This is a genomic window from Hydrogenophaga sp. UC242_50 (assembly GCF_042697355.1).
GTDB lineage: Bacteria > Pseudomonadota > Gammaproteobacteria > Burkholderiales > Burkholderiaceae_C > Hydrogenophaga.
In genome coordinates this window covers 1,295,056-1,313,432 of record NZ_CP170553.1, presented here as the reverse complement: position 1 = coordinate 1,313,432, position 18,377 = coordinate 1,295,056, and the positions used below count along the sequence as shown (strand labels likewise).

Annotated in this window: 19 protein-coding genes and 2 pseudogenes; 3 read left to right on the top strand and 18 right to left on the bottom strand. The window is 66.3% G+C overall.

Features of this window, described 5'->3' with window-relative positions; all coding sequences use genetic code 11:
- From ACFJGX_RS06680 to ACFJGX_RS06650, 7 genes and pseudogenes are all read right to left on the bottom strand, one after another.
- Complete coding sequence (locus tag ACFJGX_RS06680; protein ID WP_382328068.1) at positions 1-447, bottom strand: tripartite tricarboxylate transporter TctB family protein; 447 nt, start codon at positions 445-447, stop codon at positions 1-3.
- Positions 448-451: 4 nt separating this feature from the next.
- Entirely contained in the window at positions 452-1,447 is a 996-nt protein-coding gene (locus ACFJGX_RS06675) for a Bug family tripartite tricarboxylate transporter substrate binding protein (RefSeq protein WP_382153236.1), read from the bottom strand.
- Positions 1,448-1,569: 122 nt separating this feature from the next.
- The gene (locus ACFJGX_RS06670) at positions 1,570-1,707 is read right to left on the bottom strand and encodes an ATP-binding protein (RefSeq protein WP_382328066.1); all 138 of its coding nucleotides are present in this window, start codon (positions 1,705-1,707) and stop codon (positions 1,570-1,572) included.
- A 97-nt stretch (positions 1,708-1,804) separates the two neighbouring features.
- A pseudogene (locus ACFJGX_RS06665) lies at positions 1,805-1,984 on the bottom strand (hypothetical protein); the annotation flags it as partial.
- Positions 1,897-2,982, bottom strand: coding sequence for a sensor histidine kinase N-terminal domain-containing protein (locus ACFJGX_RS06660; protein WP_382328064.1), 1,086 nt, complete (start codon positions 2,980-2,982; stop codon positions 1,897-1,899). The gene ACFJGX_RS06660 and the pseudogene ACFJGX_RS06665, both read right to left, overlap by 88 nt.
- Positions 2,979-3,647 (bottom strand): response regulator, encoded by a 669-nt coding sequence (locus tag ACFJGX_RS06655; RefSeq protein WP_382153229.1) that lies wholly within the window; start codon positions 3,645-3,647, stop codon positions 2,979-2,981. The genes ACFJGX_RS06660 and ACFJGX_RS06655 overlap by 4 nt, the downstream gene beginning before the upstream one ends.
- A 62-nt stretch (positions 3,648-3,709) precedes the next feature.
- Positions 3,710-4,030: a hypothetical protein gene (locus ACFJGX_RS06650; RefSeq protein ID WP_382322234.1), complete on the bottom strand. Its 321-nt coding sequence runs from the start codon at positions 4,028-4,030 to the stop codon at positions 3,710-3,712.
- Positions 4,031-4,412: 382 nt separating this feature from the next.
- Here ACFJGX_RS06650 and ACFJGX_RS06645 point away from each other — a divergent pair, with 382 nt between their 5' ends.
- Both ACFJGX_RS06645 and ACFJGX_RS06640 read left to right on the top strand, forming a co-directional pair.
- Positions 4,413-5,060, top strand: a complete 648-nt coding sequence (locus ACFJGX_RS06645) for a hypothetical protein (protein WP_382328062.1) — start codon at positions 4,413-4,415, stop codon at positions 5,058-5,060.
- Entirely contained in the window at positions 5,047-5,466 is a 420-nt protein-coding gene (locus ACFJGX_RS06640) for a hypothetical protein (protein WP_382328060.1), read from the top strand. Before ACFJGX_RS06645 ends, ACFJGX_RS06640 begins: the two co-directional genes overlap by 14 nt.
- Positions 5,467-5,697: 231 nt before the next feature.
- On the opposite strand, the gene ACFJGX_RS06635 is transcribed toward ACFJGX_RS06640, so the two are convergent.
- From ACFJGX_RS06635 to ACFJGX_RS06610, 6 genes are read right to left on the bottom strand one after another with little or no spacing between them, the layout of a single operon-like run.
- Positions 5,698-7,152, bottom strand: a complete 1,455-nt coding sequence (locus ACFJGX_RS06635) for an aldehyde dehydrogenase (protein WP_382328058.1) — start codon at positions 7,150-7,152, stop codon at positions 5,698-5,700.
- A 28-nt stretch (positions 7,153-7,180) separates the two neighbouring features.
- A complete protein-coding gene (locus ACFJGX_RS06630) occupies positions 7,181-8,008 on the bottom strand; it encodes an ABC transporter ATP-binding protein (protein ID WP_382322236.1) in 828 nt (275 codons plus the stop codon).
- Positions 8,005-8,805 (bottom strand): ABC transporter ATP-binding protein, encoded by an 801-nt coding sequence (locus tag ACFJGX_RS06625; RefSeq protein ID WP_382322237.1) that lies wholly within the window; start codon positions 8,803-8,805, stop codon positions 8,005-8,007. Before ACFJGX_RS06625 ends, ACFJGX_RS06630 begins: the two co-directional genes overlap by 4 nt.
- Positions 8,795-9,823, bottom strand: coding sequence for a branched-chain amino acid ABC transporter permease (locus ACFJGX_RS06620; RefSeq protein ID WP_382328056.1), 1,029 nt, complete (start codon positions 9,821-9,823; stop codon positions 8,795-8,797). The genes ACFJGX_RS06625 and ACFJGX_RS06620 overlap by 11 nt, the downstream gene beginning before the upstream one ends.
- Positions 9,820-10,722 carry a branched-chain amino acid ABC transporter permease gene (locus tag ACFJGX_RS06615; RefSeq protein WP_382322238.1) on the bottom strand — a complete coding sequence of 301 codons (903 nt, stop codon included), beginning with the start codon at positions 10,720-10,722 and terminating at the stop codon, positions 9,820-9,822. The genes ACFJGX_RS06620 and ACFJGX_RS06615 overlap by 4 nt, the downstream gene beginning before the upstream one ends.
- 4 nt (positions 10,723-10,726) lie before the next feature.
- Entirely contained in the window at positions 10,727-11,923 is a 1,197-nt protein-coding gene (locus tag ACFJGX_RS06610) for an amino acid ABC transporter substrate-binding protein (RefSeq protein WP_382328054.1), read from the bottom strand.
- 168 nt (positions 11,924-12,091) lie between these two features.
- Between ACFJGX_RS06610 and ACFJGX_RS06605 the strand changes: the two genes are divergently transcribed.
- Positions 12,092-13,072 (top strand): helix-turn-helix domain-containing protein, encoded by a 981-nt coding sequence (locus ACFJGX_RS06605; RefSeq protein ID WP_382328052.1) that lies wholly within the window; start codon positions 12,092-12,094, stop codon positions 13,070-13,072.
- A 410-nt stretch (positions 13,073-13,482) separates the two neighbouring features.
- Here ACFJGX_RS06605 and holA read toward each other — a convergent pair whose 3' ends face one another.
- The 5 genes and pseudogenes from holA to ACFJGX_RS06580 all read right to left on the bottom strand — a co-directional run bounded on the left by holA (position 13,483) and on the right by ACFJGX_RS06580 (position 18,339).
- Positions 13,483-14,535 (bottom strand): DNA polymerase III subunit delta, encoded by a 1,053-nt coding sequence (gene holA / locus ACFJGX_RS06600; RefSeq protein WP_382322239.1) that lies wholly within the window; start codon positions 14,533-14,535, stop codon positions 13,483-13,485.
- Positions 14,536-14,557: 22 nt separating this feature from the next.
- Positions 14,558-15,097 carry an LPS assembly lipoprotein LptE gene (gene lptE, locus ACFJGX_RS06595; RefSeq protein ID WP_382322240.1) on the bottom strand — a complete coding sequence of 180 codons (540 nt, stop codon included), beginning with the start codon at positions 15,095-15,097 and terminating at the stop codon, positions 14,558-14,560.
- Positions 15,098-15,107: 10 nt separating this feature from the next.
- Positions 15,108-16,904: a leucine--tRNA ligase gene (leuS, locus tag ACFJGX_RS06590; protein WP_382328622.1), complete on the bottom strand. Its 1,797-nt coding sequence runs from the start codon at positions 16,902-16,904 to the stop codon at positions 15,108-15,110.
- A gap of 139 nt (positions 16,905-17,043) precedes the next feature.
- Positions 17,044-17,790, bottom strand: a pseudogene (locus tag ACFJGX_RS06585) (class I tRNA ligase family protein); the annotation flags it as partial.
- 114 nt (positions 17,791-17,904) lie between these two features.
- Positions 17,905-18,339: an ExbD/TolR family protein gene (locus ACFJGX_RS06580; protein ID WP_382153181.1), complete on the bottom strand. Its 435-nt coding sequence runs from the start codon at positions 18,337-18,339 to the stop codon at positions 17,905-17,907.
- Positions 18,340-18,377 lie beyond the last annotated feature (38 nt).

The window sequence follows — 18,377 nt, the reverse complement described above, 5'->3', positions numbered from 1 at the left end:
TCACAGACCTCCCAGCCACGCGGCCAGCGGGCCGACGGGCAGCACCACGTCGAGCACCTTGTCGAACAACAGGTACAGCACCAGCCCCAGCGCCGCACCGCCCGCCAGCGCCTTGCGCCAGCTGCCGCCAAACGCCATGCCCACCGGCACCGTCATGAGCGCCGTGGCCAGCGCGAAACCCAGGGCCTGGAACAGCGCGGCATACGCCAGGATCGCGCCCGCGCACCACAGCGTGGGCACCCAGGGCACGCCCTTGAAGGTCTCCGCCCCCTGCGTGGGGCGGAACATCAGCCACAGCCCCGACAGACCCAGCCCCACGGCCAGCAGCAAGGGGAAGGCGCGCGGGCCCAAAGGCTCGTAGGAAAAAGCGGCGGTGTAGTCGTGCGCCGCCGCGGCCATGCGCACGGACGCGAGGGCACACGCCGCGCCAAGTGCTCGATCGCTCATGGCCTTACTTGGCGGGCGTGGTGGCCAGCCCGAACTCGTCGGCGAGTTTGCGGTAGCCCGCCACCTGCTTCTTCACATACGCGTCCAGCTCGGCCCCCGTCATCGCGAGCGGGAACAGGCCGCGCTCCGCGCGCATCGCGTTGTAGGCCGGCGTGGCCATCATCTTGTTGAAGGTGTCGACCCAGACCTTGTAGTCCGCGTCGCTGACCTTGGGGCCCAGGTAGAAGCCGCGGATGATGGGCCACTGCACGTCGAAGCCCTGCTCGGTCGCGGTGGGGATGTTCGCCATGTCGCCGCTCAGGCGCTTGTCGTGCATCACCGCGAGGATGCGCACCTTGGCGCCCGCCTTGATCTGCTGCTGGGCCTCGGCCGCGTCGCCCGTGAACACGTGGATGTGGCCGCCCTGCAAGGCCGTGAGCGCCTCGCCGCCGCCTTCGAACGCCACATAGCGCATGGACTTGGGGTTGACGCCACCGGCGCGCGCGGTCAGCGCGGCCTTCATCCAGTCCTGGCTGCCCACCGTGCCGCCCGCGCCCAGCACCACCTTGGTGGGGTCGGCCTTCATCGCGGCCATCACGTCCTTCAGGGATTTGAACGGCGACCCTTCGGCCACCACCACCGCGCCGTAGTCGGTGCCGATGGCGGAGAGCCAGCGCACGTCGTTCTCGGTGTAGCGGCCGAACTTGCCTTGCGCCAGGTTCAGCAGCGAGCCGCCGGAGAAGGCGATGATGGTGTTGGCGCTGTCGGGGCGCTGGGCGATCACGGTGTTGTAGGCCACCGCGCCGATGCCGCCGGGCATGTAGGTCACGCGCATCGGGTCGGCGATGAACTTGCCGTCCACCAGCGTGCTCTGCACCAGCTTGCAGGTCAGGTCAAAACCGCCGCCGGGTTTGGCGGGTGCGATGCACTCGGTTTTCTCCAGGGCGCCGGCCGCGTGCGCCGACAGGGCGCCCGTCGCGAAGGCGGTCATCGCCAGAAGAAGGCGGGTGGGAAATTTCATGAGAGTGTCTCCTCGGTAGGGCGGTTCGATGGCTGAATGCCCGCGCAATCTCGGCGTGGCAGGCCACTGTAAAAAACGCGCACTTTCAAGACGCTTTCAGCGCAACCGCGAATCTCCAAGGGTTAACCCGCAAACTCCGCAGGCAAGGCCAGCACCACCACCAGCCCGCGCCCATCGGGGCCGGGCCGCACCTGCATCGTGCCCCCGTGGCGCAGCACCACCGAGCGCGCGATGGACAGACCCAGGCCCGAGCCCGGCAACTGCCGGCCACCGCCGCCCCGAAAGAACCGCTCCCCCGGCGCGCTGCAGCTCCTCCGCCGGCATGCCCGGCCCATCGTCCACCACGCTGAAACACACCTGCCCTCCCTCGCCGCCCAGGAACAGCGTGACGTGGCTGCCCTCACCCCCATGGCGGATCGCGTTGTGCAACAGGTTCGACAAAGCCTCGTTCAACAGCGCGGGCTCGCCCTGGAACGGCAGCGTGCGATGGGCGCGTGCAGGCCCAGGTCCACCCCCTGCTGCCGCGCCACCGGCCACCAGCGGCGCATCAGGTCTTCGGCCATCACCACCGCGTCCAGCGCTTCGGGCGCGGGCGGCGCGCTGTCGGCCTTGGCGATCGCCAGCATCTGGTTGGTCTGGCGGATGGTCTCGTCCAGCTGCGAGCGGATGTCGTCCACCACCGTGCGCAGCGCGGCCGGGTCGTCTTCGCGCAGCGCATAGGCCACCTGCGTGGACAGCGTGGTCAACGGCGTGCGCAGCTGGTGCGACGCGTCGTCCACGAAACGCCTCTGCTGCTCGCTCTGCGCGCGGTTGCGCTCCACGTGGTGGTTGATCGCGCCCACCAGCGGCAGCAGCTCGGCCGGCACGTCGTCGCTCGCGATCGGCGTGAGGTCTTGCGGCGAGCGCGACTCCACGTCCTGCCGCAGGCGTGCCAGCGGCTGCAGTGCCCAGGCGATGGTGAGGCCGAACAAGGCGCTCGCCACCACCACCAGAAAAAAGTCGCGCGCCACCGACTGCATCACCAGCGCGTCCTGAAAATCGTTGCGCGCCTCCAGCGTCTCGGCCACCTGGATCACCACGCGCTGCGAGCCCGCCTCGCCCGTGAGCGGCGGCGACAGCTCGCGCGCGTAGCTGCCCACGCGCACCGCCTCGCCGAAATACTCACCGTCGTAGAACTGGGGCACACCGGTTTTCAAAGGCTGGGGCGGCGCGGGCAGCCCCGGGCTGCCGATCTCCACCAGGCCGTCTTCCGAGGCCACGCGGTAATACACCTTGCCGTTGGCGGTCAGCTCGAAGAACTCCAGCATGCGGTACGGCAGCTCCACACCCAGGCCACCGCTCGCGGTGGAAATGCTCGAGTCGATCGACTTCACCGCGCCCAGCAACGAGCGGTCGTAAGCCGCGTCCGCCGCGTCGCTGGCCGTGCGCCAGGCCAGCCACAGCTCGGCCGAGAACACCAGCAACATGCCCGGAATCAGCACCACCAGCAGCGCCCGCCGGATGCTCGACCGCAGCCAGCGCCGGGGCGGCTTCATGGCGCGCATTCCAGCAGGTAGCCCATGCCGCGCAGCGTGGTGATGCGCACCGGCGAAGCCTCCAACCGCTTGCGCAGGCGGTGCACCAGCACCTCGATCGCCTCGGGGTGCACGTCGCTCTCATCGGAAAACACGCGCTCCACCAGCTCGCGCTTGGACAGCGGCTCGCCGCTGTGCTGGATCAGCGCGCGCATCACCGCGTGCTCGCGCGGCGTGAAGGTCAACACCTCCTGCTGCAGGCGGAACTGCCGGCTCGCGCTGTCGTAGCTCAAGGGGCCGCACGCGAAGCGCGCGTGGTCCACCCCGTGCGAACGCCGGATCAGCGCCGTCAACCGGGCTTCCAGCTCCGCGAGTTCAAAAGGCTTGGCCAGGAAATCGTCGGCCCCGCCGTGCAGGCAGCTCACGCGCTCCATCAAGGAATCGCGCGCGGTGAGGATCAGCACGGGCAGGCGCTGGTCCGCCTCGCGCAGATCGGCCAACACGTCGTGGCCCTCCACCCCGGGCAGGCCCAGGTCCAGGATCAGCGCGTCGTAGCGCGTGGCCTTGAGGCTGCGGCGGACCAGGCGACCGTCGTTCACCCAGTCGATCAGGAAACCGTTCTGCGCCAGGGCCTTGGTGAGCCAGTTGCCAAGATCGGCATCGTCTTCGGCGAGCAATATCCGCATGGTGAGGTGTCTCCTGGATGCGGAGCAGAGGATACCCGCAGGCAGCCGCGCCGGGCCGCCGATCAGATCTCCAGGCTCGTCACCTTGTCCGCACAGTCGTACAGCGCGTCGACGGTGAGCGACAACACCTTGAGCTGGCGCCGCATCTCGTCGTTGAGTGTCTGCTTGAGCACGGCGCGCTGCACGTCTGGCGGCGCGGCGTTCTGAACACCTCGCTTCACCGGCTCCACGAGCGGGTCTTCCAGCGAAGCGCGCGTGTCCATGAGCAGCGACAGCTGCCCCACCTGTTCGTTGGTCTGGACGACGAGGGCGAGGAGATGGGTGAAGAGTTGCTCGGCTTGGGCACGGGTGGATGCGCGGCGAGGGGTTTTGGCTTTTGCCATGGGTGGGCTTCCTGCGGTCGGTTGATGACAACCGCCCCCTCCTTTGTGATGAAGGCGACGGCTCGACGCAGCGGTTGTTTTTCTGGCTTCCCAACCAGGTCACGCCTGTTTTGGCGCGACGGCGGAGTATAGCTAGGCGAGCAACCAGAAAGCATTCGAGCCAACCCGTAAATACTGTGCGCCATGAGCCACTGGACTCTTCCATGTAGACGCCTGAAGCGAGTGGAGCTCTTTAAAGGATAGATAGCTCAACTCGCCCCTTTGCGCTCCGGCTTGGCTCCATCATCAGCTAGGATGGTTGCCGTCAACCAAGAGTGAACTTCTTTAACTCGATCAGTGTTGCTCTTAATCGGAAATTCACCTAAGGCTTTCAGGAGGATCCGTGAATCGCGCCGTCCCTAAGGATTTGTCAGATTTCGCTGCGCAAATGACATTGCACAACGTGAATCTTTCTATTGTTCCCGATACTGATGACTATCCTTGGTTCATTCGAGAGTTTCAGAGGCAACTCCTGGCACTGGAAGAACGGTGCGAACTGCTGCTACCCAACATTAGGGATAACAATGAAAGCATCGCCATTTTCTCCGACTACGGTGGAGAAAGTCATGATAGCAAGTATCTCACCTATAGTTTTTTGATCTGCGCTTGGAATCAAACAGGGCTTTTCACCAGGGAAATGGAGGCATTGCGCAATGATGTCGGTCTAAACACTCCGTTTAAAGAAATTGCGTTTAAAGATCTTCGATACGGCCCTATTCACAGATCACTAGATAGGTATCTAAAAAATCTCAGCAACTATGTCAATGGCTACCTATTAACAGTTGTGATTGAAAAATCTGCCAAATCCATATTCGGAGCCGACCACAAGTCGACACTCGATTTCGCAACAAAAACTCTCTTTGAAAATGGATTCGGAAGATGGAAGCCGAGAAGTTGCCGAGAAAATTTTGCGCATTACTCACTTTGTCGCCTATTTAGTTGCACTTCTATCGAGACCCGGGCAAAAAATAATTTGGATGACGGACAATGACTCTATTGCACCTACGGGCGAGCGCTTCATGGATGTGCTAAATTTATTCGAAAACCTCCTCCGACATTATTGCAAACATAAATTCTCAACTATTGGAGGGGCTGTTCCATTCAAAGAAAAAACTGCAGAATTTCTTGATTTGCTTAGTGCCCCGGACATCGTCGCAGGCTCTATTGAGCACTATTTCAACCGGTTTCATGGAGCAAACGGGGAACCACTCATCAAGGAGGAAGTGGGCCGCGTCCTTCGTTGGTTAAGTCACCAGGGTGTAGCGCTTAAAAAGCACACTACGATCATCCGGAGGAATAGTGAGGGGCTGGTGAGCGGTACGCTTAAATTTGAACTGAAGGAGTCAAACCCCGATGCAATCTTTGTCCCGGTGGTCGTAAAACAAAATCCAATCTAACCTTTTAGTCACCATGACGTCACACAATTGGCCTCGTGATCGGATAGACGGGTGACTACTTCAAATAGTCGACTGCGGCTCTTCCCTTGAAGCGACGGACCTAAGCAAGTCGGGAAAGCTAGTGGGACTGTTGAACGGCTCGCCTCTGTCTGAAGCTGTCATTTGACGACTACGCCCGAGGGGCTACCCGCCTTGATGAGATCAAGGCCTTTCCCAGCACAAGCCCAGCCTTCAGAACGGATAGTGCCTAGGCGTCGTCTGCATCGTGATCCACCGCAGCTCGGTGAACTCATTGATCCCCGCCTTGCCGCCAAAGCGCCCGATCCCCGAGCCCTTCACGCCGCCAAACGGCATCTGCGCCTCGTCGTGCACAGTGGGGCCGTTCACGTGGCAGATGCCGGAATCGATCTTGCGCGCCACGTTGAAGGCGCGCGCGATGTCGCCGCCGAACACGGCGGACGACAGGCCGTACTCGTTGTCGTTGGCGCAGGCAATGGCCTCTTCCACGCCGTTCACGCGCACCACGCATTTCACGGGGCCAAACGTTTCCTCGTGGTAGATGCGCATGGCGGGCGTCACGTGGTCGAGCACGGTGGCGGGCATGAGGGTGCTGTCGGCCTTGCCACCGCAGAGCAGCTTGGCGCCTTTGGCGAGGGCATCGTCGATGAGGGCGTTGCAGTGGTCCACCGTGCCCTGGCCGATGACGGAGCCGAGCACCACGGGCTCGGGCTTGCGCGGATCGCCCAGCGGCAGGGCCTTGGCCTTGTCGCTGAATTTCTTCACGAATTCGTCGGCGATTTTCTGGTCGACGATGAGGCGCTCGGTGCTCATGCAGATCTGGCCGCTGTTGGCGAAACAGCCGAAGGCCGCGCCGTTGACGGCGTCTTCGATGTTGGCGTCGTCGAGGATGACCATGGGGGCCTTGCCGCCCAGCTCCAGCACCACGGGCTTCAGGTATTTCGCGCAGGTCATGGCGATGATCTTGCCGACCTTGGTGGAGCCGGTGAAGTTCACGCGGCGCACGGCGGGGTGGGCCACCATGGCTTCGACCACGGCGCCGGCGTCGGCCGGGGCGTTGGTGATGTAGTTCACCACGCCAGGGGGGAAGCCCGCGTCCTGGAACGATTCGACGATGAGCTGGTGGGTGCGCGGGCAGTTTTCGCTGCCTTTGAAGATGACGGTGTTGCCGCAGGCCAGGGGCACGCAGATGGCGCGCACGCCGAGGATGATGGGCGCGTTCCACGGCGCGATGCCGAGCACCACGCCGGCGGGCTGGCGCACGCCCATGGCGAGCGAGCCGGGCACGTCGGACGGGATGACCTCGCCGGCCACTTGCGTGGTGAGGGACGCGGCCTCGCGGATCATGCTGGCGGCGAGCATGTTGTTGAAGCCGGCCCACATGCCGGTGGCGCCGGTTTCGGCGGCCACGGCTTCGATGAACTGGGGCAGCTTGGCTTCGAGCGCGTCGGCGGCCTTGAGCAGCAGGGCGCGGCGCTCGTTGGGGCCGGTTTCGCTCCAGGTCTTGAAGGCTTCGGCGGCGGCTTCCACGGCCATCACGGCGTCGGCCGGGCTGGCGGCGGGGGCGCGGGTGGCGACGCTGCCATCCAGCGGGTTGCGGCGTTCGAAGGTGGCGCCCTTTTCGGCCGTGACTTTGAGGCCGTTGATGAGCATGGACAGGTCGGACATCGGGTTTTCTCCTGGGTGTTTGGGTTGTTCAATGGGTGGCGGCAGCCACGGCCACGGCCTTGCGGCGTTGCACGGCGTCGGCCGCGCTGGTGGTGCCGCTGGCGGGGTCTTTGTCGGCGCCGAGGTAGGCCTCGCGGATGACGGTGGAGCGCGCGAGCAGTTTCGCGGGGCCGCTGGCGACGAGCGTGCCGCGTTCGAGCACGTAGCCCCGGTCGGCGACGGCGAGGGCCTTCTTCACGTTCTGTTCGACCATGAGCACGGTGGTGCCGGCGTCGGCGATGCGGCGCACGATGGCGAGCAGCTCATCGACCATGCGCGGCGCGAGGCCGAGCGAGGGCTCGTCGAGCATGAGCAGGCGCGGCGCGCACATCATGGCGCGGGCCACGGCCACCATCTGCTGTTCGCCGCCGCTCATGGTGCCGGCGAGTTGCGTGGCGCGTTCCTTGAGTTTGGGGAAGTCGGCGAAGGCCTGTTCGAGCCGTTGGGCGCGCGCGGCCTTGGGCACGAGCCAGCCGCCGAGTTCGAGGTTTTCCGTCACGGTCATCTGCGGGAACAGCTGCCGGCCTTCGGGCACCAGGGCCACGCCGGCCTGCACGATCTCGTGGGTTTTTTCGGCGAGTTCCTGGCCGTCGAGCAGCACGGTGCCGCTGCGCGGGATGAGACCGTTGAGCGCCTTGAGCAGCGTGGTCTTGCCCGCGCCGTTGGGGCCGAGCACGACGGTGAGGCCAGGCTGAATGTCGAGCTTGATGCCGCGCAGCACGAGGAAGGCGCCGTAGCCGGCGGACAGGCCGTCGACCTTGAGGCGCGCGCGCGCGCCGCCGCCGAATTCGAAGGGGGTGGGTCGGTACCACATCATGCGGCGGCCTCTTCTTCTGCTGCTTCGTTCATCTCGTCGCCCAGGTAGGCCTCGATCACTTCGGCGTTGCGCACCACTTCGGCGGGCGTGCCGTCGGCGATCTTGCGGCCCTGGTGCAGCACGATCACGCGCTCCACGTGGCGCAGCAGGGTGGTGACGGCGTGCTCGATCCAGACCACGGTGAGGTCGAGTTCGTCGCGCAGGCGGCGGATGAGGCGCGCCATGTCCTCCACCTCGTTTTCGGTGAGGCCGGCGGCCACTTCGTCGAGCAGCAGCAAGCGCGGGCGCGTCGCCAGGGCCATGCCGATTTCCAGCAGGCGCTGTTGCGAGGGCGTGATGGCGGCGGCGGGCAGATCGGCCTGCGCGCTCAGGCCGATGAGGCCGAGGATGCTTTCCGGCGTGCGCAGCACCCAGGGCACCGAGGCTTCTTCGCCCCACAGGATGTACTTGCGCGGGCGGCGGCCGGCGAACTTGAGGCCGAAGGCGATGTTGTCGCGCACGGCCATGTCGCCGAAGACGCGCGGCGTCTGGAAGGTGCGCGCCAGGCCATTGGCGGCGAAGCGGTGCGGGCCCTGGCCGGCGAGTTCGCGCCCCTGCACCGAGAGCGCGCCGCTGGTGGGCTTGGTCACGCCCGAGATGGCGTTGAAGAAGGTGGTCTTGCCGGCGCCGTTGGGGCCGATGATGCCGACCAGCTCACCGGGCAGGAAGCGCGCGCTGACGGCGTCCACCGCCGTGAGGCCGCCGAAGCGCACGGTGACGTCGCGGGCGTCGAGCAGGGCTTGCCGTTCAGTAGACATGGCTGCGCTCCCGCTGGTCTTTCTCGCGCTGCTTGCGGCGTTTGGTTTCGCCGCTCAGGTCGTCCTTGATGTCCGCCCACCAGGCCTTGGCGCCGTCGCGCCAGCCGCGGAAGGTGTCGGTGCGCAGCGAGGCCAGGCCGCCCGGCAGGTAGAGCACGGCGAGGATGAGCAGCAGGCCGAGCGACATCATGTAGACCTGCGGCACCTGCAGGCGCAGGGTTTCGGCGAGCACGCTGAAGACGATGGCCGCGATGAGCGGGCCCCAGAGCGTGGCCGCGCCACCGATGAGGGCGATGAGCACGGTCTGGAAACCGATGAAGGGGTTGAAGACGGTGTGCGGGTCGATGTAGGTCCAGCGCACCGACATGGCCGCGCCCACCGCGCCGGCCACCGCCGCCGTGAGCGCGAAGCCGGCGATCTTGACGAGGCGGGTGTTCACGCCCAGGGTCTGCGCGCGCTGTTCGTCGGCGCCGATGCCGAGCATCGCCAGGCCGAAGCGGGTGCGGCGGATGGCGATGGAGAGCGCCACCGTGCCCACCGCGAGCAGCAGCACGGTGAAGTAGATGGTGTCGCGCTCGGGCACGACCATGAGCACGCGGCCCACGGTGCCGGTGACGGATTTTTCGAAGTAGCTGATGGCGTGGCGGATGAGCTCGGTCATGCCGAAGGTGAGCACGGCGAAGTAGGTGCCGCGCAGGTGCAGCACGGCCGCGCCCATGACGATCGCCACGCCGGCCGCGATGAGCGCGCCCAGGCCGATGGCCTGCGCCCAGGACACTTTCTCGAGCAGGATGGCGCTGGCGTAGGCGCCGATGCCAAAGAAGGCCGAGGTGGCGAGCGAGAGGTAGCGCGTGGTGCCGCAGAAGAGCGCCCAGCTGGAGGAGAGCGCGACGTACATCAGGCAGGTGAGCGCCATGGAGACGACGAACTCGCTGGCGAAGCCGGGCAATGCCACGGCCCAGCCGGCGAAGCCGAAGAGGACCAGCAGGTCGCGGATGAGGAACTGGCGGGAATTCATGCTTTGCGACTCTTTCGAGCGAAGAGTCCTTCGGGCCGGAGCAACAGCACGCCGATGAAGACGACGTAACTCAGCAAGGCCTTGAGTGAGGGGTTGGTGAAGTGCATGCCCAGGGCTTCGATGACGCCGAGCAGCAGGCCGCCCGCGAGCGCGCCGCCCATGCTGCCGAAGCCGCCGAGGGTGATGACGATGAGCGCGGTGACGGTGTAGGGCTCGCCCATGGAGGGGCTGATGGTGTAGGCCATGGAGAGCAGGCAGCCCGCCACGCCCGAGAGGCCCAGGCCGATGCCGAACATCATGGGGTGCAGGCGCTTGGTGTTGATGCCCATCAGCTGCGCGCCGGTGGGCGACTGCATGAGGGCGCGCACGCCCTTGCCCAGCAGCGTGGTGCGCAGCAGCAGGATGAGCGCGCCCGAGAACAGCAGGGCCAACCCGAACACCACCAGCTTGTTGACGGCGAACTGCGCGCTGCCACCCGGCAGGGGAATGGCCAGCGGCTGCGTGAGGTAGTCGTAGCCGCGCAGGTCACCGCCCCACACGTAGGAGATGAAGTTCTGCACCAGGAACATGAGGCCGAAGGCGACCATGAGGCCACGGGCCTCGAACACGTCGAGGTTGGGCGAGGTGGCGGTGAGGCGGCGGAAGCACAGCCAGTGCACCGCCACGCCGAGCGCGAACAGCAGGCCGAACGAGACCGGGATCATGAGCAGCGGCGAGAGGCCGAAGGAGGTTTGCACCATCCAGGTGAGGAAGGCCCCCACCATGAGGAATTCGCCGTGCGCGATGTTGAGGATGCGCATGAGCCCGTACTGAAGGTTCAGCCCGAGCGCGACGAGTGCGTAGACGCCTCCGGTGATGAGACCGGAGGCGATGAGTTCTAGCCAGGCAGAGAAAGACAAGTGATCACTTCCAGGCCGGTTTGCTGGGGTTCAGCTTGGCGGTGGCGACCTTCTGCGGCCACACCACCTCGAACTCGCCGTTCTGCCACTGGCCCACGGTGCCGGGCGTGCCCACGTTCTCGCTGCCGCTGAACTTGATGTCGCCGATGATGGTTTTGTGGGTGGTGTTGGCGACGTAGTCGCGGATGGCCTTGCGGTCCAGGCCCTGCGCCTTCACCGCGTTGGTGAGGATTTCCAGGCCGGCCCAGCAGGCGCCGCTGGCCCAGCGATCGGGTTCCTTCTTCTGGCTGGCGACGTGGGCATCGAAGTAGGCCTTGGCGCCCGGGCTGGTCTTGCCGTTCCACGAGCCCATGCCGAGCACGCCTTCGGCGCCGGCGGGGGTCATGACGTTCTTGTAGAGCGGGAAGGCGGTGCCCACCGAGGCGTAGAAGAACTTGGGGTTGAAACCGATTTCCTTGGCCTGGCGGCTGGCGAGGATGGTGTCGGGCGGGTAGGTGAAGCCGACGAAGGCATCGGGGTTCTTGTCCTTGATGCTGCGCAGCGTGGGCGAGAGGTCTTTCACGCCGCCGGGGTAGCTGGTTTCCTGCACGAGGTTGATGCCGGTGCCTTGCAGCGCGACCTTGAGGGCGGAGTAGTTTTCGAGCCCGAAGAGGTCGTCCACGTAGACGACGGCCACGGTCTTCACGCCGTTGGCCTTGAACATCTCCACCAGCGCGTCGCACATGGGCTTGGGCTGCTGCAGCAGGAGGAAGAAGTAAGGCAACTTCATCTCGGCCAGGCGGCGCGAGAGCGCGGTGGGCGCGAGGAAGGGGTAACCCAGGCGGTTCGCCAGCGGGGCGACGGCGAAGTTGGCGTTGCTGCCCCAGGGCGGGAGGACGAGGTCGACCTTGTCGCTGCCCATGAGTTTTTCGTAGGTGCGCACGACGGTTTCCATGTCGCTGCGGTCGTCGCTGCTGATGAGCTCGATCTTGCGGCGCACGCCTTTCACATCGAGGCCGCCCGCAGCGTTCTGCTGTTCGGCCCACAGCAGGTAGTTGGGTTCCTGGCTGACCTGGGCACCGCCCGTCCACGGGCCGGTGCGCGACATGGAGTAGCCGACGCGCACGGGCGCGGATTGCGCGAGCAGCTGGGGCGCGAAGGACATGGCGCCCACCGTGGCGGCGGCGCTTTGAATGACCAGACGGCGATTGGGATGGGCCATGGTGTGTCTCCTGGAGTTGTGGTGGACCAAGCCGCATCGTAGGGAGAACCGGGGCGCGCCGCTATGCTGGCCGTGCACTGCCTGCTTGTCGGAATGTGCACGCCGATTCGGGTTAACCCTTGACCTCGCGCGCCGCGCCTGGGCGGACCGCGCCCGATAATCCGGCCCATGACCGCCCCCACCCCGTCATCCACCATGACCACCGATGCCGTCGCCCCGGGCGAGCGGGCGGCGATCTGGCGCGACTGGGTGTGGACGCATTTCGGGGGCCTGGAGTCGGACCTGTATGGCGACGTGGGTTTTGATGGCCACATGCATGCCTCGCACGCGGGCGACGTGGTGTTGACCAAGCTGGAGGCGAACCGGCACCGGGTGCTGCGCAGCCCGCAGCTGGCGCGGGGCAGCGAGCGGGCCTATCTGAAGATCGTGGCGCCATGGCAAGGCAGTGCGGGGGTGCAGCAGCACAACCGCGAGGCCTGGGTGCGGCCGGGTGGCTGGGCGATTTACGACACGACGGGCAGTTACGAGATCGCGAACCCGGAGCGGGTGGAGCATTTGATCGTGATGTTGCCGAAGGAGCAGCTGGCGGAGCGCGGTTTGCGGCTGGAGCCTTTGATGGCGCGGCATGTGGGCGGCGTGAGCGGGATCGCGCGGGTGGCGCTGGAGACGATGCGCACGACGTACCAGGAGTTGCCGGGGATGAGCGAGAACGCGGCGCGGGGGGCGGGTGAGCTGATCGTGGAGTTGGTGCGTTTGTCGTTGCAGGAGTTGTCGGGGCGCGAGAACGGCACGACGCAGCTGGAGGCGTTTCGCGATCGCATCCGTGAGCACATCGGGCAGCATTTGCGCGATCCGTCTTTGACGTTGGACCACATTGCGCAGGCGCTGAATTGCAGCAAGCGGCATCTGCACAAGGCGTTCAGCGCGGAGGACGATACGCTGGCGCATTACATCCAGCGGCAGCGCATCCAGGCTTGCATGCGGGAGCTGGCGCATCCTTCGCGGGCGCATCGCACGATCACGGAGATCGCATTTTCCTGGGGCTTCAACAATGGGGCCCACTTCAGCCGCGTGTTTCGCGAGCACACGGGGCAGTCGCCGAGCGATTTCCGGGAGTCGGCTTTGCGGTCCAGTGCTTCGGCTGCTTGAGGTTTGTCGCTCTCATTGCGTTTCTAACTGAGACCTCGCGTCAGGCCAGTGGCGGGATCCGACTGCTCCGGCCCTGCTCGCGGGCGTCTGCCTAGGTCCGCCCCCTCCCCTTCGTCAACACCGTTGTTGGCACGCCCCCTCTGCGGCAACCGCGAATGGGGGCCTGCGCATTCGGACGCCGCCACTGTCCTGCGAAACAACGTAGGCACACCCAGCTTGGTACGCCACCACTTCTTTGGGGCGGGTGGTTTGGTCATGAGGGCGCTGGCCCCATTCGCGGTTGCCACAAAAGCTTGCGCGCTCACCCGGTGTTGATGAAGTGATGTCTGCGCGCTCGGGCAGTCGCCCGCGAGCGGCCGGCGCCAGCATGACCGGACCACCCGACCTCGCCAACCCCTTGGAGTGAAAAACTACCGTACCGAGCAGGCCAAAGAAACCTTCATCGCCATCTGTTGCAAAGCCTGCCAGGGATCGGCCGGCCAGGTAGGCACCTTGAGGCCCTTGACGATGCCATCCACCGTGTGCGCATCGTCGAGCCAGCGCGAGAGGGTGGCGATGCTGAGCAGAGGAATCGCCCGCTCCATGAGCTTCTCCTTCACCCCCCACACCCGGTTCTCGCGCAAAGCCATCGGCAACGGCCGCCCCGCATCCATCGCGGTGCGGATGCGGTGCAGCGTGCGGATGTCTTCCGACAAAGCCCAATGCACCAACACCGGCGCCTCGCCCTCCGCCTGCAAACCGTCCAGCATGCGCTGCACCCGCTGCACCTGCCCCCCCAGCACCGCCTCGGCCAGCTTGAAGGCGTCGTAGCGGGCCACGTTGAGCACCGCCCCCTCCACCTGCTCGAAGCTGAGCTCACCCGCGGGATGCAACAGCGCGAGCTTCTGGATCTCCTGGTGCGCCGCCAGCAGGTTGCCCTCCACCCGGTCGGCGAAGAACTGCAGCGTGCGCTGCCCCTCCTCGCCCGAGGCCACGCGTTGCCCCTGCTGCTGCAGGCGCTGCGCGATCCACTGCGGCAAGGCCTTGCGGTCCACCGGGTCCAGCTTCACCGTGGCGCCAAAACTCTCCAGCGCGGCGAACCAGGCGCCCTTCTGCGTCGCCATGTCCAGGCGCGGCAACAGCACCAGCGTGAGCGTGCTGTCGTTGCCCTGCGAAGCCTCGGCAATCTGCTGCAACACCTGCGAGCCGTCCTTGCCCGGCTTGCCGGAAGGGATGCGGATCTCGATCAGCTGCTTGTCGGCGAACAGGCTGATCGAGCCGCCACTGGCCAGCACCTCGCCCCAATCGAAATGCGCGCCCGCCACGGTGTGCACCGTGCGCTCGGTGTAGCCCTGCTCGCGCGCCACCGCGCGGATCGCATCGGCCGCCTCCTGCACCAGCAAGGGCTCGTCGCCGTGCAGGGTGTACAGGCTCTTGAGCCCGCGCTGCAGTTGGGCGGTGAGTTGGGGTGCGGCGATCTGCATGGGTCTCGCGGGGCGCTGTTCGTCAGAGGGATTTCACCGCCGCCATGCGGCGCACGACCTGCTGCACGGCATCGCTCACCATGTCCCGATACAGCAGCTCTTCTTCGGCCGCCTTCGAGAGCACGACCGTTTCGTTGAAGCTCAGGTCGCGTTCGAGCAGCAGCTCCGTGTCCTCGATCAGTTCCTTGTCCATCGCCGTGCGCAAGCGGAAGGTGAAGCGCGTGCGCAGCTGCAGTTCGCGCACCTGGCCAGCGGCCGTCTGGCCCACGGCGATGCGCTCGCGCTGGTCGGCAACCACGGTCAACACCACGTCGGCGGGTGCCGCACCGCTCACCACCTGCAGGCCGTTGGTGAGCAGCGCCTTCCGCAACTCGTACGCCACGGGTGTGCTCGCGGCACTGGCGAAGCGCACGGTCTTGAAGGCGAAGGTGGGCGCCTGGCGCAGCTTGAAGCCGCAGCCGGCAACGCCGCCCGTCAGCACCACGGCGCCCGCCGCCAGTTGCAACAGCGCGCGGCGGCGCGTGGCGGAAGGGGACGAAGGGAGCGCGCGGTGGGTTGGCATGTATCGACTTTCAGATGACCACGTTGACCAGACGGCCGGGCACGACCACCACCTTTTTCGGCGCGGCGCCCGCGGCCTGCTTGATGAAGGCTTCGCTGGCCAGCGCCGCCGCCTCGATGGCGGCCTTGTCCGCGGCGGCGGGCACGGTCACGCTGCCGCGCAGCTTGCCGTTGATCTGCAGCATGAGTTCGATCTCATCGCGCTGCAGCGCGGCGGGGTCGGCTTCGGGCCAGGGCGCATCGAGCAGCTCGCCCGCGTAGCCCAGGTCGCTCCAGAGCGTGTGCGCGATGTGCGGCGTGGCCGGGTAGATCGAGCGCAGCAGGATGCCGAAGCCTTCGGCCAGCGCCGCGTTGTCGCCCGCGGAGCCGTCGGGCTTGAAGTCTTCCAGCGCGTTGAGCATCTTCATCGCGCCCGAGACCACGGTGTTGTATTGCATGCGCTGGTAGTCGTAGTCCACCTGCTTGAGCACGGTGTGAATTTCCAGCCGCAGCGCCTTGGCGGGCTTGGACAATGCCTGGCCCGCCACGCCGGCGGCGAGCGCGCCCAGGCCAGCGGTGGCCGAGAGCTTCACGCCGAAGGCCCACACACGGCGCAGGAAGCGGTAGCTGCCCTCCACCGCCGCGTCGTTCCACTCCAGCGTGGCTTCGGGCGGCGCGGTGAACATGGTGTACAGGCGCGCGGTGTCGGCGCCGTATTTCTCGATCAGGTCCTGCGGGTCCACGCCGTTGTTCTTGGACTTGGACATGGTGCCCACGCCCTCGTAGTCGATCGGCGTGCCCACGGGCAGCATGCCGTCGCCGCTGGTGGCGGGGTTCTTGAGCTTGGCGCCCACGACCTTGCCGGTGTCGTCGAGCACGTGCTCCACGTCGTGCGGCCAGAAGTAGTCCTTGCCGCCCTTGGCGGTGCGCCGGCTGTAGATGTGGTTGAGCACCATGCCCTGCGTGAGCAGGTGGGTGAAGGGCTCGTCCACCTTGACCAGGCCGAGGTCGCGCATGACCTTGGTCCAGAAGCGCGCGTACAGCAGGTGCAGGATGGCGTGTTCGATGCCGCCGATGTACTGGTCCATCGGCATCCAGTAGTCCGCGCCACCAGCGACCATCTGCTCGTCGTTGGTGGGGTCGCAGTAGCGCATGAAGTACCAGGACGAGTCCACGAAGGTGTCCATGGTGTCGGTCTCGCGGCGCGCGGGCGCACCGCACACGGGGCAGACCACGCCGGCGTGGAAGCCCTCGTGCTTGTGCAGCGGGTTGCCCGAACCGTCGGGAATGCAGTCCTGCGGCAGCACGACCGGCAGGTCCTGCTCGGGCACGGGCACGGCACCGTGTTCGGCGCAGTGGATGATGGGGATGGGGGTGCCCCAGTAGCGCTGGCGGCTCACGCCCCAGTCGCGCAGGCGGAAGGTGGTCTTCTTCTCGCCCATGCCCTTGCCGGCCAACAGCTCGGCGACCTTGTCGACGGCGGCCTTGTAGCCCAGGCCGTCGAGCACGTCGGAGTTCACGCACACGCCGCGCTGCTTGTCGCCGTACCAGTCGGCCCAGGTGTCGGTGCTGAAGGTTTCGCCATCCACCGCCACGACCTGCTGGATCGCGATGCCGTACTTGTTGGCGAACGCGAAGTCGCGCTCGTCGTGCGCGGGCACGCCCATCACGGCGCCGTCGCCGTAGCTCATGAGCACGTAGTTGCCGACCCACACGTCCACCTCCTTGCCGGTGAGCGGGTGGGTGACGGTCAGGCCCGTGGCCATGCCCTTCTTTTCCTGCGTGGCGAGTTCGGCTTCGGTGGTGCCGCCGGTTTTGCACTCTTCGATGAACGCGGCCAGGGCCTTGTTGCCTTCGGCCGCGTGCGTTGCGCAAGGGGTGTTCGGGCGCCACGGCGCAGAAGGTCACGCCCATGATGGTGTCGGCGCGCGTGGTGAAGACGTACATCCGGCCGCCGCCGATGGGCGCGCCACCGGCGTCCTGGATCGTGTGGGGGAAAGCGAAGCGCACGCCCTCGCTCTTGCCGATCCAGTTTTCCTGCATCAGCCGCACCTTGTCGGGCCAGCCGTTGAGGGTGGCCTTGGGGTTGCCGATCTGCACGTGGTCGAGCAGCTCGTCGGCGTAGGCGGTGATGTTGAGGTAGTAGCCCGGGATCTCGCGCTTCTCGACCACGGCGCCGGTGCGCCAGCCCTTGCCGTCGATCACCTGCTCGTTGGCCAGCACGGTCTGGTCCACCGGGTCCCAGTTGACGACCTGGGTCTTGCGGTAGGCGATGCCCTTTTCCAGCATGCGAAGGAACAGCCACTGGTTCCACTTGTAGTAGCTCGGGTCGCAGGTGGCGACTTCGCGCGACCAGTCGATGGCCAGGCCCATGGCCTGCATCTGCTGCTTCATGTACGCGATGTTTTCGTAGGTCCACTTCGCGGGCGGCACGCCGTTCTTGAGCGCGGCGTTCTCGGCCGGCAGGCCGAAGGCATCCCAGCCCATGGGCATGAGGACGTTGTGGCCCTTCATGCGCAGGTGGCGCGCGAGCATGTCGTTGATGGTGTAGTTGCGCACATGCCCCATGTGCAGCTTGCCGCTGGGGTAGGGCAGCATCGAGCAGGCGTAGAACTTCGACTTGCCCGCATCCTCGCTCACGCGGTAGGCGTCGATGGCGTTCCAGTGGGCGTGCGCGGCGCGCTCGACTTCCTTGTGGGCGTATTTGTCTTGCATGAACCAGGGGCCGGACCAGCCGGGGACGGGGTGAAAGGAGAGAGGGCGCGCGGTGGCGCGGGGAGATGCGGGATTTTAGGCCTTGGCCCGATCCGCACGCCCGTGCCCCGGCATTCAGCGCGCGGCGGGGGGCGCGCTGTCGGCCACGAAGCCGATGCGCGAGAGGCCGGCGCTCTGCGCCAGGCCGATCAGCTGCACCACGCGGCCATAGGGCGCGGCGGCGTCGGCGCGCAGCTGCAGCTCGGTGGCGGGGTTGCGCCGGGCAGTCTCCTGCAGGCGCTGGCGCAAGGCGTCCTCGGCCAGGGGTTCGTCGTTCCAGTGCAGCTGACCCTGGGCGTCCAGGGCCAGGGAAACAAAGGCATCGGCCGCCGCCGGGGCGGTGGCGGGCACCTCGGCCTTGGGGAGTTCCAGGGCCAGCCGGCTGGCCATGAAGGGGGCGGCAATGATGAAGATCACCAACAGCACCAGCATCACGTCCACCAGGGGCGTGACGTTGATATCACTCATGGGCCGGTCGCCCGTGGGGCGCTCCAGCCTGCCGAAGCTCATGCCCCCACGCTCCGCCGCTGACGCGGGTCGCCGCCCCC